Consider the following 16,088-nt stretch of genomic DNA (forward strand, 5'->3'; position numbering starts at 1 on the left):
CCCGCAGTATGAACGACAGCAGCGCCGGACGGTCCGTTATCCACAGGACCGTCCGGCGTTGTCGTAGGAGCCGCCTATCGTGGTCGGGGACGGGACGGACAGGACAGGGCCGGGACGCGCGGACCTCGGGGGACAGAGCATTGGGTGTGACCATGGATGTGACCGGGACGGTGACCGACACCGACACGGGCAGCGAGAGCGAGGCGCGGCGGACGCTGCACCGCGTCTTCGGGTACGAGTCGTTCCGCGGCGAGCAGGGCGCGGTCATCGAGCACGTGGTGGCGGGCGGCGACGCGGTCGTGCTCATGCCCACCGGCGGCGGAAAGTCCCTCTGCTACCAGATCCCGTCCCTGGTCAGGCGGGGGACCGGCGTCGTCGTCTCGCCGCTGATCGCCCTCATGCAGGACCAGGTCGACGCGCTGCGGGCGCTCGGCGTCCGGGCCGGCTTCATGAACTCCACGCAGGACTTCGACGAGCGCCGCTCGATGGAGGCGCAGTTCCTCGCGGGCGAGCTGGACGTGCTCTATCTGGCGCCCGAGCGGCTTCGGCTGGACTCCACCCTCTCGCTGCTGGCCCGGGGCGAGATCTCCGTCTTCGCGATCGACGAGGCGCACTGCGTCGCCCAGTGGGGCCACGACTTCCGCCCCGACTATCTGGCCCTGTCCGTGCTCGGCGAGCGCTGGCCGGACGTTCCGCGCATCGCCCTGACGGCGACCGCGACCCATGCCACGCACGAGGAGATCACCCGCCGCCTCGGCATGCCGGACGCGAAGCACTTCGTCGCGAGCTTCGACCGGCCGAACATCCAGTACCGGATCGTGGGGAAGTCCGAGCCCAAGAAGCAGCTGCTCTCCTTCCTCAAGGAGGAGCACGCCGGGGACGCGGGCATCGTCTACTGCCTCTCGCGCAACTCCACCGAGAAGATCGCCGAGTACCTCTGCCGCAACGGCGTCGAGGCCGTTCCCTACCACGCGGGCCTGGACGCCGCCACGCGCGCCACCCACCAGGCGCGCTTCCTCCGCGAGGAGGGGCTCGTCGTCGTCGCGACGATCGCGTTCGGCATGGGCATCGACAAGCCGGACGTCCGCTTCGTCGCCCACGTCGACCTCCCCAAGTCCGTCGAGGGCTATTACCAGGAGACCGGCCGCGCCGGCCGTGACGGGGAGCCGTCGACGGCCTGGATGGCGTACGGACTCCAGGACGTCGTCCAGCAGCGCAAGCTCATCCAGGGCAGCGAGGGCGACGAGGCGTTCCGCCGCCGGGCCGCCTCCCATCTGGACTCGATGCTGGCCCTGTGCGAGACGGTCCAGTGCCGCCGGGCCCAGCTGCTGACCTACTTCGGCCAGGAGCCCACGGCCCCCGCCTGCGGCAACTGCGACACCTGCCTCACCCCGCCGGAGACCTGGGACGGCACGGTCGTCTCGCAGAAGCTGCTCTCCACGGTGGTGCGGCTGAAGCGCGAGCGGAACCAGAAGTTCGGCGCGGGCCAGATCATCGACATCCTGCTGGGCCGCAAGACCGCCAAGGTCATCCAGTTCGACCACGACCAGCTCTCCGTCTTCGGCATCGGCGAGGAGCTGGCCGAGGCGGAGTGGCGCGGTGTGGTGCGCCAGCTGCTGGCCCAGGGGCTGCTCGCGGTCGAGGGGGAGTACGGCACGCTGGTCCTGACCGACGAGAGCGCGACGGTGCTCGGCCGGGAGCGGGACGTACTGCTCCGCAAGGAGCCCAAGAAGCCCACGACCCGCTCGTCGTCCTCGGCGGGCGGCGGCAAGGGCGCCAAGGGCAAGGCGGCCGCCGCCGACCTCCCCGAGTCCGCCGTCCCGGTCTTCGAGGCCCTGCGCGCCTGGCGCGGGGCGACGGCGAAGGAGCAGGGCGTCCCGGCGTACGTCATCTTCCACGACGCGACGCTGAGGGAGATCGCGACCCTGCATCCGGCCTCGCTCGCGGAGCTGGGCGGCGTCAGCGGCCTGGGCGAGAAGAAGCTCGCGACGTACGGGGAAGGCGTGCTGGAGGTCCTGGCCCGGACACCGGCAGGCGCGACAGCGACGTCCCAGGAGACCCCGGCCCCGGCGGCTCCCGCTGCCCCCGCCGCCGCTCCCGCGACCCCCGTGCCCGCGTCACGTCCGGCGGCCGCGCCCCCTGCCCCGGCTCGTACCAAGGCCCCGGTCACCCCGGCCCCGCAGCACAGCGACCCGGAGTTCGGCTGGGACGAGGAACCGCCCGAGTACGAGTGAGGCGCGTACCGGGCGGTGAGGAGGAGGGCGGCCGGACCTATCCCAGGTCCGCCGCCCGGCGGCGGGGCCTGATCGCCGTGAGGTCCAGGTCGACGGGGAACGGCACCGACACCTTCATCCGGTCGTGGAAGATCCCCGTCGAGGTGTACGCGCCGGTGGCCGGTTCCCGCTCGAAGACATACACCACGGCACGCCCGTCGTGGTTCTCCACCCGCCAGTAGTGGGGGATCGCCGCACGGGCGTACTTCACGGGTTTGGTCTCCCGGTCGCGGGTCAGCGAATCCTCGGAGACCACCTCGACGACCAGCAGCACGGCATCGCCGGGCAGCCGTGTCTGGTCCATGTCCCGGATGACTTCTTCGGGCACGACGATCACATCGGGTTCGGGACGGTTGAGTTGGTCGATGTCGATGGTGAAGCGGCTGATCGTGTCGGTTTCGGAAGGGGCGGCGTCCCGCAGACGCTCCTCGAAGAAGCTGATGGCGCACGCGTGGAAGTGCGTCTGAGGGCAGGGGAACACAAGGCTCCCGTCGATCAGCTCCGTGTGCGGAGGCAGATTCGGGAGTGTGTCCAGGTCATCGGCGGTCCAGCCGCCCTCGGGCGGGACCGCCCACCGCGGCTCCGAGGCCTCGGGTTCGATGCTCATCATTGCACCCATGGTCAGGAGTCTCGCGGGCCCGACCAGCGTATCCGCCGGGAACCGGATGAGGCTCCCCCGAACGCGTGAACGCCTCACGCACCGCTGACCGGCCCCTATCCCGGCCCCTCTCGCTAGTCCCCGCCGCCCCCGCCCCCGCTGTCGCCGCTCCATCCGCCGCCGGACTCGTTCTGCTGCACGTTGTAGTGGACGGCCGTGGCGGTCCACTCGGAGCGGCGCATGACCTTCATCACCGTCCGGCCCGTGCGGCCGAGGCGGGTCAGTTCACCGGCGAGGCCGATCGCCGAGACCAGGGCGGCCAGTACCCGGTCGCGGTGGTCGGGGTACCCAGCGGCTTCGGCCGCCGCGAACCGGTTCAGGACGCCCGGCGCGAGGTCCGGCACGCCCGGGAAGTGGCGGTGGTACGGGAACACGCCGAGGAAGCGGCGGGTCTCCCGGGACAGGAAGGAGCGCTCGACCAGGGAGTCCAGGTACTTCTCCTGTACGTACCGGTCGTATTCGCCCACCCAGCGCCGGGCGCGGATCCCCGAGCCGCGGCGGCCCTTGACCGGTGGGTCCAGGGTCCGGAGCAGGGCGGCGAGGAGCGGGTCGGCCGGGTCCAGCGGGTTCACCACCTGGACCCGGCCGCGCTCCTCCCGTATCCGCCCCTGGATCTCCAGCTCCGCGAGGACGGCGCCGGCGGTCCCGTACGCCAGATTGCGGGCCGCGCACGTCGGCTTGCCCCGATCCGGGTCCAGGGCGAGCAGGATCAGTTCCTCGGGCAGCGTCAGCGCGGGGGCTTCGTGCGTCATGGTGCGGTGACGATCCTTCCGGTCACGTCGCCGAGGCCCACGCGGGTGCCGTGCGGGCCCGGGGCCCAGGCGGTCAGCGTGACCGTGTCGCCGTCCTCCAGGAACGTCCGCTTTCCCGTGGGGAGTTCGAGCGCGTCGCGGCCGTTCCAGGTGAGCTCCAGCAGCGAGCCGCGCTGGGCGGGCTCGGGGCCGCTGACCGTGCCGGAGCCGTACAGGTCGCCGGTGCGCAGCGACGCGCCGTTCACCGTCATGTGGGCGAGCTGCTGGGCGGCCGTCCAGTACATCGAGGCGAACGGCGGCTCGGCGACCACCTGGCCGTTGATCTCCACGGTGATCCGGATGTCGAAGCCGCCCGGCTCCTCGTCCTCCGCGTCGTCGAGGTAGGGCAGGAGCGGGAAGTCGCGGGCCGGCGGCGCGGTGCGGGCGGCGTCCAGGGCCTCCAGCGGGGTGACCCAGGCGGAGACGGAGGTGGCGAAGGACTTGCCGAGGAACGGGCCGAGCGGCACGTACTCCCAGGCCTGGAGGTCGCGCGCGGACCAGTCGTTGAGGAGCGAGAGCCCGAAGACGTGCTCGCGGAAGTCGGCCAGCGGCACCGGGGCGCCGTGGGCGGAGGGGACGCCGACGACGAAGCCGACCTCGGCCTCGATGTCCAGCTTCACCGAGGGCCCGAAGACGGGCGCCGGGTCGGCCGGAGCCTTGCGCTGGCCGCTGGGGCGCACCACGTCCGTGCCGGAGACCACGACGGTGCCGGAGCGGCCGTGGTAACCGATCGGCAGGTGCTTCCAGTTGGGGGTGAGCGCGTCGCCGTCCGGCCGGAAGATCTGCCCGACGTTGGTGGCGTGGTGCTCGCTGGCGTAGAAGTCGACGTAGTCCGCGACCTCGTACGGCAGGTGCAGGGTCACCGCGTCCACCGGGTGCAGCAGCGGCTCGATGTCCGGGCGGTGGGCGGGGACCGTCAGCCAGGCGGTGAGCGCGCGGCGCACGTCCCGCCAGGCGGTGCGGCCCGCCGCGAGCAGCGGCGTCAGGCTCGGCTGGGCCAGCAGCCCCGCGTACGGGGAGCCCAGCGCGTGGGCGGCTGCCCCGGCGTCCAGGACGTGGTTGCCGATGCGGACGCCGACCCGGCGGTCGTCAGGGGGGCCGGGGGTGGAGAACACACCGTACGGAAGGTTGTGCGGGCCGAAGGGGTCGCCCTCGGCCAGATCGAGCGGGCTGCTCTGCTCGGGCATGTGGTGCTGCCTCGCTTTCCAGGGTCGCGTGGAGGACACGTTACGTCGGTGCTCCTACCCAGCGGCAGTGCCCCGACTATCCCCGACTATCCCCAACTGTGCGTATTGCCCGGAAAGTTCGATGGGTCCCCCGGAAATGCGGGGGACCCGACGGCGGGGCAGGGCGGCCGCTCAGCCGGCCGTGCGCGGGATGCGCTTCTCCCAGGTGCGGTGGAAGACGACCTCTTCGCCGTCCTTGCAGATCACCTCGTTGGAGGTGATGAAGTCCTGGTCGTCGGCGGCGATCTCGGAACGGGTCTCGATCTCCACGTTCCAGGCCATCTCCGGGCGGTGCAGCCGGATCCGCCAGTCGGAGCGGGTCCGCGCGGAGAGCGGGTCGTCCTGCTGGACCGTGTACGTCTCCAGGGCGTCCTCGGTGAATTCGAGGCCGTCGGGGTAGACCCGCGTACCGCCGTAGCGGGGGTCGACCTCCAGGCGCCATTCGCCCCTGGCGACATCGCGGACGACGAGGCGTTCGGGGCGCGGCTCCTCCAGGGTGACCGGGTGGACGACGCCGAGCGGTTCGGACTGTTCCGGTTCGCCGAAGGTGATCGCCGGGTCCTCGGTGCGGCGGCGCACCGGGAGTTCGACGAAGCTGCCGTCGGCGTCCAGGGTGAAGCCCGCCGAGCCGGCCTGCGGCCAGATCCAGGGCCAGTACGAGGAGGAGACGGCGAGCCGGATGCGGTGGCCGGGCGGGAAGGCGTGCCCGATGCCGTTGAGGTCGAAGACGACGTCCTCGGTCTCGCCCGGGGTCCAGTCGTCGGTGCGGTCGCGGCCGTGCCGGGCGGCGAGATTGAGGACGCCCCGGGTGACCAGGGTGGAGGAGCCGTCCGGTGCTACGTCGCAGAGCCGGGCGACGGCCTGGCCGCGCGGTACGTCCATCCGGATGCGGAGCTTCACCCGGGGACGGCCGAGGATCTCGATCGGCGCGTCCTCGACGGGGAATTCGAAAGACACCGACTTGGCGTCCTCGTCCCGCTGGTCCGGCGGCAGGTCGGCGTCGTTGCCGAACGGGAAGAAGCGGCCCGCGTCCATGCCGGTCTGCTGCGGCGAGGCGACGATCCGCTCGCCGCCCTGGAGGGCGTACGCCACCGGGGTCACGTTCTCCGAGGGCCAGGAGGCGTCCCCGACCCAGCGGCCCGGCAGCGTCTCGTACACCGTGGCGGGCGGGTGCGAGCCGCTGATCCAGGACCGCAGCAGCGGCTCCCGCAGCACGCCCGTCTCCTTGCCCTTGAGGTGCTGGTCCCACCAGCGCAGCGTCTCCTGGAGGAAGCCGATCGCGGGCCCCGGCGGCAGCCCCCGGTCGGGGTACTGGTGCGACCAGGGGCCGATCAGCCCCCGCACCCGCTCCGGGTCCAGGTGCTCGACGAGCCGCAGGACGGTGTCCCGGTACGGGTCGTGCCAGCCGCCGACGGCGAGGACCTTCGCCTTGATCGCGCCGTAGTCCTCGCAGACGCTGCCGTGTCTCCAGTAGGCGTCGCGGCTCTGGTGGGCCAGCCAGGTGTGGATGAAGGGGTCGACGGCCTCCAGCCGCTTCAGCCACATCTCCTTCCAGTCGTCTCCGGCCTGCGCCGGGTCCGGTGGGCGGCAGACGAAGGCGAGCATGGTGGCGGCCCAGGCGTGCATGTCCACGGCGAGGACGGAGCCGCCCATGTAGTGGACGTCGTTGTCGTAGCGGTCGTCGGCCGAGCAGACCGTGACGATCGCCTTCAGCGGCTCCGGGGCGAGCGCGGCGATCTGGAGCGAGTTGAAACCGCCCCAGGAGATGCCGAACATCCCGACCCGGCCGGAGCACCACTCCTGCTGGGCCAGCCAGTGGATGACGGCGACCCCGTCCTCCAGCTCTTGCGCGTCGTACTCGTCGCCCGGCAGCCCCTCGCTGTTGCCGTGGCCCCGGACGTCGACCCGTACGGAGGCGTAGCCGTGGCCCGCGTACCAGGGGTGGCGCTGCCAGTCGCGGGGCGCGGTCCAGTCGCCGAGCCGGTAGGGCAGGTACTCCAGCAGGGCCGGGACCGGTTCGTCGGTCAGCGGCCGCCAGATCCGGGCGTAGAGCCGGGTGCCGTCGGGCAGCGGGATGTACACGTCCTCGCGGGTGGTCTCGTACGGGAAGTCGGTCGTGATGTTCATGGGTCACCTCGATGTACGACGACGGGTGCGAAAGGCGCGTGCTGTACGACGACGGGTGCGGAGGGACGCGTTCAGGGGGACGACGGACGCGCTCAGTGGACGGGGTGCATCGTGCGCTTCAGCCAGGGGGCGGCGATGATCATCGCCACGCCGGCCGCCACCGCGATGGCCCCGTTGACGCCGAAGTAGGCGGGGTTGGAGACCTGGCCGTACAGCTTCACGATCTGGGACTGGATGCCGTTGGCCAGGGCGAGGGAGAGGAACCACAGGGCCATCGTCTGGCTGGCGAACGCCTTCGGGGCGAGCTTGGTGGTGGCCGACATGCCGGAGGTCTCCAGCAGGATGTCGCCGAGCCCGAGCAGCAGGTAGGAGCCGACGATCCACCAGGCGGCCATGCGGTACACGTTGTCGGCGTGCCCGGAGGTCGGCAGGACCATCAGCAGGAAGGAGAGCCCGCCGAGGATCACCCCGAACGCGATCTTGTTGGAGGCGTGCGGCTGGCGGGGGCCCATTCTCACCCAGACCGCGGCGACGACCGGGGCGAGCGCGACCTCGAAGGCGCCGAGCGCGGAGGCGTACCAGCCGGCCGGGAAGGTGAAGCCGAGGATCTCGGTCCGGGCGTTCGTCGACGCGAGCAGGATCATCGTCGAGTACGCCTGGAAGAGGATGAAGTTGAAGACGACGGATCCGAGGAACAGCACGACGTACGGGCGGAGCCTGCCGCGCTCCTCGGCGGTGACCCGGGGGGAGCGGAACATCACCACGAAGTAGACGATCGGCGCGATCACCGAGATGACGGTGAGCACGTCGACGAACCGGTCCATCGTCAGCCGGCCGGCCAGGGCCAGCGCGGTGGCCAGGACGGCGACGACCACGGCCCCGCCGATGATCAGCCGGACCGCGCGGCGCATCGGGGCGGGGGCCAGCGCGAATTCGGCGGCGTGCTTACGCCCGGCCAGGTGACGGCGGCCCGCGACGTACTGGACCAGACCGAGGGTCATACCGATCGCGGCGGCCGAGAAGCCCCAGTGCCAGCCGGCGTGGTCGCCCAGCCAGCCGGTGATCAGCGGGCCGGCGAAGGCGCCGATGTTGATGCCCATGTAGTAGAGGGCGAAGCCGGCGTCGCGCCGCTCGTCCTCGGTGCGGTAGAGCTTGCCGACCATCGAGGCCACGTTGGGCTTGAGCAGGCCCGTTCCGGCGCTGATCAGGCCGAGGCCGACCCAGGTCATGGTGTCGGTGGGCACGGCCATGCAGTAGTGGCCGCACGCGATGAGGACGCCGCCGTACAGCACGGCCCGGTACGAGCCGAGGATCCGGTCGGCCAGCCAGCCGCCCGCCACGGAGACCAGATAGACCAGCGTCCCGTAGGCGGCGGCGACGGAGGCGGCGGTGCCGGGGTCCATGTCCATGCCGTCGTTCGCCACCGTGTCGGCGAAGAACAGCACCAGGATGGCCTGCATGCCCAGGAACGAGAACCGCTCCCAGACCTCCAGGCCGGACAGCGTCATCAGGCCCCGTGGCTGCCCGAAAAAGGCGTGGTCGTCCTCGGGCGGGGGCTGGGCCGGCTCGGTGTCGGCAGCGCTGTTGGACAAAACGGGTACTCCTGATCGTATGAGCTGATCTCGAACATACCGGCGGCGGCGGGAAGCCGCCCACGGTGATCCAAAGGGGACCGGATACGCTGAGTTGAGTGAAGACAGCGACACATCGACATTGCGTGTGATCGTCAGCAGACAGGAGATGCCCTCGTGACCGTCGTCGGGCCGTTCGGACTGCACGTGCGGGACCAGGCTCTTGAGGCCGATGTCCAGTCGGGCCTGGCCGCTGTCGAAGCGGGGCTGCTCGAAGCCACGAAGAGCGACGTGCCGTTCATCACGGAGGCCGCCCAGCACCTCGTGCGTGCGGGGGGCAAGCGGTTCCGCCCCCTGCTGGTCATGCTCGCGTCACAGTTTGGTGATCCCGACGCGCCGGGAGTCGTTCCCTCGGCCGTGGTCGTCGAGCTGACCCACCTGGCCACGCTGTACCACGACGACGTGATGGACGAGGCCGACGTGCGGCGCGGGGTGCCCAGCGCCAACACCCGCTGGGGCAACTCCGTCGCCGTCCTCACCGGAGACTTCCTCTTCGCCCGCGCCTCCCACATCCTGGCCGACATCGGCCCCGAGGCCGTCCGCATCCAGGCGGAGGCCTTCGAGCGGCTCGTCACCGGCCAGATCCTGGAGACCGCGGGCCCGCGCGACGGCCGCGACCCGGTCGACCACTACCTGGACGTGCTCAGCGGCAAGACCGGCTCGCTGGTCGCCGTGTCCGGCCGGTTCGGCGCGATGATGTCCGGGGCCGACGAGCGGACCGTGGACGTCCTCACCCAGTACGGGGAGCGGCTCGGCATCGCCTTCCAGCTCGCCGACGACGTCCTCGACATCGCCTCCGACTCCCACGAGTCCGGCAAGACCCCCGGCACCGACCTGCGCGAGGGCATCCCGACGCTCCCGGTCCTGCTGCTGCGCGCCCAGGCGGCGGAGGACGGCAAGCCCGACGACCTGGAGCTCGTCGAGCTGCTCGACTCCGACCTGAGCAGCGACGACGCGCTGGCCGAGGTGCTGCGCCGGCTGCGCGCCCACCCGGCGCTGGAGCAGGCCCGCCAGGACACCGTGCGGTACGCCCAGGAGGCGCGCGCCACGCTCGCGCCGCTGCCCGAGGGGTACGCGAAGTCCGCGCTGGAAGAGCTGTGCGACGCCGTGGTGCACCGCGCGGGCTGAGGTCGGGCCTGAGCCCGCGCGGTGCTGCGCGGGTTGACGTGACGTCATCCGGTGGCCGTACCCCTACTGGTTGGCGTAGCCGCCCCGTCCGGTTGTCATACCGGAGCAGTAGGCGGAGTTGATCCCCCGGGCTGACGCTTCAGGCCGTCCGTTTTGGTCAGATGGATACCAACGGAAGCGCCGACCACGGAGGTAGGGCACACATGGCACCGAACGACAGCGCAGAGACCACCGGCGAGGCCACGGGCACTGTCGTGGGCCGCCGGAAGGCGGCGCGCTACATCGTCCCCGTCGCGGTCGCGGGGGTGGCGGCCGCGACGATCGGGCTCGTCCCGGCGCTCGCGAACTCCGGCGACCCGGACCTGCCGAAGATCAGCGCACAGGAACTCATCGAGAAGATCGCCGCTTCCGACGAGGAGCAGCTCTCCGGCACGTTCAAGATCAGCACCGACCTGGGCCTGCCCCTCGACGGCCTCGCGGGCTCGCTCGTACCGGGCGGCGAGGGCAGGGGCGGGGACAAGGACGGCGGCGCGGCGGCCCCGCAGGACAAGCTCATGGAGCTGACGTCCGGCACGCACACGCTGCGGGTGGCCGCCGACGGCCCGGAGCGGCAGAAACTCTCCATCCTCGGGGACGCGTCCGAGTACAGCGTCATCCACAACCAGGGTGAGGTCTGGGCGTACGACAGCAAGTCCGACGAGGTCTACCACGCCGAGGTGCCCGAGGGCCGGGACGGCGGCGACGGCCACGGCGACGGCAGCGACGGTGCCAAGAAGGCTCCGAAGCTTCCCGAGGGCGCTCCGGCCACCCCGAAGGACTTCGCCGAGCAGGCGCTCGCGGCGGCCGGGGACACCACCTCGGTCACCGTGGACGGCACGGCGCAGGTCGCCGGGCGGGACGCGTACCAGCTGCTGATCAAGCCGAAGCAGTCCGGTTCGACGATCGGCTCGGTCCGTATCGCCGTGGACGCCGAGAACGGCGTACCGCTGAAGTTCACCCTGTCCGCGGCGAGCGGCGGCAAGGCCGTGGTCGACGCCGGGTTCACCAAGGTCGACTTCTCCCGGCCCGCCGCGTCCACGTTCGCCTTCACGCCGCCCAAGGGCGCCAAGGTGACCGAGGCCGACGAGCTGGAGACCGGCAAGGACGAGCGCGGCGCGGCGCAGAAGGCGCTCCCCGGGCAGCTGGCCGAGCTGGACGGCTTCGAGGGCCTCAACGTCATCGGCGAGGGCTGGACCTCGATCGCCGAGATCAAGGCCCCCGGTGGCAAGGGCCTCCCCGAGCCGGGGGCGGCCGACATGCCGGCCGAGGCGCAGGGCTTTCTCGACGCGCTCGGCGACAAGGTCACCGGGAAGTTCGGTTCGGGCACGGTCTTCAAGACGCGCCTGGTCAACGCCCTGCTGACGGACGACGGCTCGGTGTACGTCGGAGCGGTGACGAAGGACGCGCTGGTGCGCGCCGCCGACGCCGCCGCCAAGTAGGACACGCCCGCCGCCCGCTGTGCCGGGCGTCCGGCGCCGGACACCCGCCCCGTCGCACACTGTGCGGCGGGGCGGCGACGCCGCAGGGGTGGTGCTGCCAGGGCTTGTCGTCAAGCCCTGGCCGCGCGGACGGGAGAGGTGCGACCGGGATGACGACGGGGATGCCTGGGGCTATGGGGACGCCTGGGATGCCGGGACGACCAGGTCAGGTGTGGCGGGCGTGGCGGGCGTGGCGGGCGTGGCGGGCGTGGCGGGCATGGTGGACGTGCAGGACGTGCAGGACGTGCAGGACGTGCAGGACGTGGTGGATGTGACGGACGTGGTGGACATGACGGGCGTGACGGGCGCGGAAGGCCCGGACGGCGCGTCGGAAGGGGCTCCAGCGGGCGCGGAGGGCGCGGTAGGCCCGGACGGCGCGGGGAGCGCAGAGGGCCCGGAAGGCCCGGAGGGCGCCGGTCCGGTCATTCGCACCCGTGGTCTGACCAAGCGTTACCGGGGCGGCCAGCTCGCCGTGGACGGCCTCGACCTGACCGTGCCCGCCGGCAGCGTCTTCGGATTCCTCGGCCCCAACGGCTCCGGGAAGACCACCACGATCCGGATGCTGATGGGCCTCATCGACCCGACGTCCGGCACCGCCGAGGTGCTCGGCCGCCCGATGCCCGGGGCCTCCCGTACGGTGCTGCCGGAGGTCGGCGCGCTGATCGAGGGGCCCGCGCTGTACGGCTTCCTGAACGGCCGGGACAACCTCCTGCGGTACGACCGGGCCGACCCCACCGCCGACCCGCGCACCCGCCGGGCCCGCGTCGACGACGCCCTGGCGCGGGTCGGGCTCGCCGCCGCCTCCGGGAAGAAGGCCAAGGCGTACTCGCTCGGCATGAAGCAGCGCCTGGGGCTGGCCGCCGCCCTGCTCCGCCCACGCCGGCTGCTGGTCCTGGACGAGCCGACCAACGGCCTCGACCCGCAGGGTATGCGCGAGATCCGTTCCCTGGTCCGGGAGCTGGCGGCCGAGGGCACCACCGTGTTCCTCTCCTCCCATCTCCTGGACGAGATCGAGCAGCTCTGCACGCACGCCGCGGTGATGGCCCGGGGCCGGCTCGTCGTCCAGGGCCCGGTCGCCGACCTCGCCGCGGGCGCCCGGGGCCGGCTCGCCGTCACCACCCCCGACCCCGGGGACGCGGCCCGCGTCCTCCGGGAGCACGGGCTCACCGGTCTGAGCGCCGACGGCGACCGGCTGACCGCCGACGCCCCGCCCGCCGCCGTGGACCTCGCCGACCTCAACGCGGCGCTGGTGGCCGCCGGGGTGCGCGTGCGGTTCTTCGGCGTCGAGCGGGGTTCGCTGGAGGACGCCTTCGTCGCACTCACGGGAGAGGGATTCGATGTCGCAGGCTGAGAAGGCGCCGCGGGCCGAGAGGGGGGTGCCGAAGGCCGAGGAGGCACCGAAGGCAGAGAGGGTGCCGCAGGCCGAGACGGCGCGTCCCCGCGATCCGGTGTGTCCCCGCGATCCGGCGCGCTCCCGTGATCCGGTGCGTCCCCGCAATCCCTTGTGGACGCTGGGCCTCCTCCGGTCGGAGACCACCACGCTGCTCCTCCGCCACCGGACCTTCGCCCTGCTCGGCGTCCTCGCCGCCGTACCCGTACTCATCGGGATCGCGGTCCGGATCGAGACGGGCGGCGGCGGTGGCGGGCCGGGCGGTCCGGACGGCGGGGCGGGCCCGGCGTTCCTCGCGCAGGTCACCAACAACGGCCTCTTCCTCGTCTTCGCCGCCCTGGCCGCGACGTTGCCGGTCTTCCTGCCGATGGCCGTCGGCGTCGTCGCGGGCGACGCGATCGCGGGCGAGGCGAGCAGCGGCACCCTGCGCTATCTGCTGGTCGCCCCGGCGGGCCGGACCCGGCTGCTGCTCGTGAAGTACGCCTCCGTCCTCGCCTTCTGCCTGGTCGCGACCCTGGTCGTGGCGGCGTCGGCGCTGGCGGCGGGGGCGCTGCTGTTCCCTGTGGGGGAAGTCACCACGATCTCCGGGACCCGGATCAGCGTCGGCGAGGGGCTGGTACGGGCGGCACTGACGGCGCTGGTCGTCGCGGTCTCCCTGACCGGGTTCGCCGCGCTCGGGCTGTTCGTCTCGACGCTGACCGGCAGCGGGATCGGGGCGATGGCGGCCACGGTCGGGCTGCTGATCACGGTGCAGATCCTGGACAGCATTCCGCAGCTGAGCGGCGTGCACCCGTATCTGTTCACGCACTACTGGATGTCCTTCGCGGACGTCCTGCGCGAACCCGTCCACTGGGACGACCTGAACAAGAACTTCCAGTTGCAGGGGCTGTACGTCGCGGTGTTCGGCTCGGCGGCCTGGGCCCGCTTCACGGCCAAGGACATCACAGCCTGAGCGGGCGGTCCGGCAGGAGCGGGTCTCCTGGCTGGATCAGATCGTCGGGGGGTCGTCCGCGCCGTCGGCCGGGCGAGCCGTCCCCCGATCGGCTCGTCGCGGCACGAACGGCACGAACGTTGCGAACAACGGGAACGACACGACACGGTACGTTCCGTTTCCGCCTGGGTATTGTTCGGCCTTTGGCGACGAGCTGTCAACAAGAGATTGGCTGGAACCCCTCTATGGTCACCGAATGATCACCTCGCCGAGCAGCGTGCGCCGCAGCGAACGGTCACGCCGCGCGATCCTGCGGTCCGCTCTCGACCTCTGTACGGAGCGGGGGTACGGGCACGTGACGATAGAGGCCATCGCGGCCGGCGCGGGGGTCAGCAAGAAGACGATCTACCGCTGGTGGCCGTCAAAGGGCGCGGTGCTGCTGGAGGCGTTCACGGACGCCCTGATCGACGCGACCCCGTTCGTGGACACCGGCGATATCGGCGCCGACCTGCGCGCCCACGTCGCCGGCGCGGTGAAACTGCTCACGGTCCCGCCGTTCGGCCCGGCCTACGCGGGCATCCTCTCCGAGCTGCACCACGACGACCTCCTGGCCCAGCGGCTGCGGGAGGAGCTGGTCGACCCGCGCGTCGAGGAAGCGATCGGCCGGCTGCGCAGCGCCCAGGAGCAGGGCCAGATCCCGCCCGGCGCGAACCTCCCGCTCGCCGTGGAGATGCTGTACGGCCCGCTCTACTACCGCCATGTGCTGCGCAAGCCCGTCCAGGACGGGGAGACGATCGCCGCCCTGGTGGATCACGTGCTGCGCTCGCTGCGCGCGCCGGGGTACTGAGGGCTGTCCCGTAGGCGGCAACAAGGAGTTTCTGGGAGTGCTCGGTGTCTGTCCGGCTCCCCCGGGCCCGCCGCCTACCCGAAGCACTCCAGGGCCGACGGCAGGTCCTCCAGCCACTCCTGGAGGTGGGCCCGCTTGCGGGCGGCAAGAAGGCACGGGTAGGCCGGGCCGTGGCGCAGATAGACGACGACCTGGAGATGCTTGGGGCCTGCGGCCCAGTACGTCACGGTGCCGATCTCGGCCCAGGTGTAGTGCACTTCCGCGTTCGCCGGGCCCAGGGTGACGCCCGTCTCGTCGACCAGCAGGGAACTTCCCGGGCCGACCGCCACGAACGTGAGGTCGGCAAGGCCGGCGTCGGCCGGTGCGCCGCCCGCCTGGGCGGGTCCGGTCGGGTGCTGGTACGGCAGGAAGGCATGGGGCGGGGCCTGGTACGGCAGGAAGGCGTTGGACGGGGCGTGGGCCGGCGGCGGCGGGACCACCGCCACGGTGGGGGCGTACGCCGCGGCGGGCGACTGCGCCGGGGCGTGCGGTACGAACAGGTCCAACAGGCCAGCCGGCGTGGGCCGCCGGCCCGGTTCCTTGGCCAGGCACGCCGCCAGGACCGGCCGCAGGCCCTCCGGAACGGCCGCCAGGTCCGGCGGCTCGTGCACCGACCGGTACATCATGCCCATCGGCGTGCCCGCCCCGAACGCGCTGCCGCCCGCCGCCGCGACGAGCACCGCGCCCAGCGCGAACACGTCGGCGGCACCGCCGACCTCCTGCCCCTGTGCCTGCTCGGGCGCCAGGAACCCCGGCGTGCCGAACGCCATGCCGGTGGCCGTCAGACGGGTCGACTCCAGGGCCCGCGCGATGCCGAAGTCCAGCACCCGCGGCCCGTCCGACGCCATGATGATGTTGCCGGGCTTCAGGTCGCGGTGCACCAGCCCGCAGCCGTGGATCGCCGCCAGCGCCTCGGCCAGCGCCGCGCCGAGCCGCCGCAGCCGGATCTCGTCCATCGGCCCCTGGGCCTCCAGCAGCGCGGAGAGCGTGGGCCCGGGAACGTACGCCGTGGCCAGCCAGGGCGCTGCCGCCTCCGGGTCCGCGTCCACCACGGGAGCCGTGTGGAAGCCGCCCACGCTGCGCGCGGCCGCGACCTCGGCGCGGAACCGCTCCCGGAAGTGCGGGTCGCTCGCGAGCTCGGGGCGGGCCACCTTCACCGCGACCGCCCGCCCGCCGCGCGAACGCGCCAGATAGACGGTGCCCATCCCGCCGGCGCCCAACTCCCGCTCCACGGCGTACCCGCCGATACGCTCCGGCAGGCTCGCGCCGACCGGCTCCGGCGGACTCGCGCCGATGCGTTCCGGCAGGCTCGCGCCGATCTGTTCCGGCAGGTCTCGGCTGCCGTCCGCCCCGTGCTCCATGCGCTGCACGCCCCCCTGTGCTCAGGCGGCTCAGTATGCCGCAGGCCCCCGGTGGACCCGGGCGGCACCTGCTGGTCCCGGGCCGACCCCGGTGGCCACCGGGGCTCCCGTGGCCCCGGCGAAAGTCTTTGCCGAACGGTCGACCAAGTGCTCCCCCGGCCCGGATAGC

12 protein-coding genes are annotated in these 16,088 nt (G+C 72.3%); 6 read left to right on the top strand and 6 right to left on the bottom strand.

Features of this window, described 5'->3' with window-relative positions:
* The first annotated feature begins 152 nt into the window (after window positions 1-152).
* A complete protein-coding gene (recQ, locus tag ACGF2Y_RS14320; protein WP_392946768.1) occupies window positions 153-2,234 on the top strand; it encodes a DNA helicase RecQ in 2,082 nt (693 codons plus the stop codon).
* Window positions 2,235-2,271: 37 nt separating this feature from the next.
* Here the strand turns inward: recQ and ACGF2Y_RS14325 are convergent, their stop codons facing one another.
* The 5 genes from ACGF2Y_RS14325 to ACGF2Y_RS14345 form a co-directional block, all read right to left on the bottom strand.
* On the bottom strand, window positions 2,272-2,880 hold the full coding sequence (locus tag ACGF2Y_RS14325) for a Uma2 family endonuclease (protein WP_392946771.1): 609 nt from the start codon (window positions 2,878-2,880) through the stop codon (window positions 2,272-2,274).
* Window positions 2,881-3,005: 125 nt separating this feature from the next.
* Window positions 3,006-3,683: a GPP34 family phosphoprotein gene (locus ACGF2Y_RS14330; protein ID WP_392946404.1), complete on the bottom strand. Its 678-nt coding sequence runs from the start codon at window positions 3,681-3,683 to the stop codon at window positions 3,006-3,008.
* On the bottom strand, window positions 3,680-4,909 hold the full coding sequence (fahA, locus tag ACGF2Y_RS14335; RefSeq protein ID WP_392946407.1) for a fumarylacetoacetase: 1,230 nt from the start codon (window positions 4,907-4,909) through the stop codon (window positions 3,680-3,682). Before fahA ends, ACGF2Y_RS14330 begins: the two co-directional genes overlap by 4 nt.
* Window positions 4,910-5,080: 171 nt before the next feature.
* Complete coding sequence (locus ACGF2Y_RS14340) at window positions 5,081-7,075, bottom strand: CocE/NonD family hydrolase (RefSeq protein WP_392946410.1); 1,995 nt, start codon at window positions 7,073-7,075, stop codon at window positions 5,081-5,083.
* Window positions 7,076-7,167: 92 nt separating this feature from the next.
* Window positions 7,168-8,667: a peptide MFS transporter gene (locus ACGF2Y_RS14345; RefSeq protein ID WP_392946413.1), complete on the bottom strand. Its 1,500-nt coding sequence runs from the start codon at window positions 8,665-8,667 to the stop codon at window positions 7,168-7,170.
* Between the two features lie 156 nt (window positions 8,668-8,823).
* Here ACGF2Y_RS14345 and ACGF2Y_RS14350 point away from each other — a divergent pair, with 156 nt between their 5' ends.
* From ACGF2Y_RS14350 to ACGF2Y_RS14370, 5 genes are all read left to right on the top strand, one after another.
* Window positions 8,824-9,834, top strand: coding sequence for a polyprenyl synthetase family protein (locus ACGF2Y_RS14350; RefSeq protein ID WP_392946415.1), 1,011 nt, complete (start codon window positions 8,824-8,826; stop codon window positions 9,832-9,834).
* A 203-nt stretch (window positions 9,835-10,037) separates the two neighbouring features.
* Window positions 10,038-11,312 carry an outer membrane lipoprotein carrier protein LolA gene (locus ACGF2Y_RS14355; RefSeq protein WP_392946418.1) on the top strand — a complete coding sequence of 425 codons (1,275 nt, stop codon included), beginning with the start codon at window positions 10,038-10,040 and terminating at the stop codon, window positions 11,310-11,312.
* Window positions 11,313-11,640: 328 nt separating this feature from the next.
* The gene (locus tag ACGF2Y_RS14360; RefSeq protein ID WP_392946773.1) at window positions 11,641-12,702 is read left to right on the top strand and encodes an ABC transporter ATP-binding protein; all 1,062 of its coding nucleotides are present in this window, start codon (window positions 11,641-11,643) and stop codon (window positions 12,700-12,702) included.
* 61 nt (window positions 12,703-12,763) lie between these two features.
* Window positions 12,764-13,693, top strand: coding sequence for an ABC transporter permease (locus ACGF2Y_RS14365; RefSeq protein ID WP_392946775.1), 930 nt, complete (start codon window positions 12,764-12,766; stop codon window positions 13,691-13,693).
* A gap of 235 nt (window positions 13,694-13,928) precedes the next feature.
* Window positions 13,929-14,519 (top strand): TetR/AcrR family transcriptional regulator, encoded by a 591-nt coding sequence (locus tag ACGF2Y_RS14370; RefSeq protein ID WP_392946421.1) that lies wholly within the window; start codon window positions 13,929-13,931, stop codon window positions 14,517-14,519.
* 74 nt (window positions 14,520-14,593) lie between these two features.
* Here the strand turns inward: ACGF2Y_RS14370 and ACGF2Y_RS14375 are convergent, their stop codons facing one another.
* Window positions 14,594-15,919 (bottom strand): serine/threonine-protein kinase, encoded by a 1,326-nt coding sequence (locus ACGF2Y_RS14375; protein ID WP_392946424.1) that lies wholly within the window; start codon window positions 15,917-15,919, stop codon window positions 14,594-14,596.
* Window positions 15,920-16,088 lie beyond the last annotated feature (169 nt).

The organism is Streptomyces sp. NPDC048142 (genome assembly GCF_043202835.1).
Taxonomy (GTDB): Bacteria; Actinomycetota; Actinomycetes; order Streptomycetales; family Streptomycetaceae; genus Streptomyces.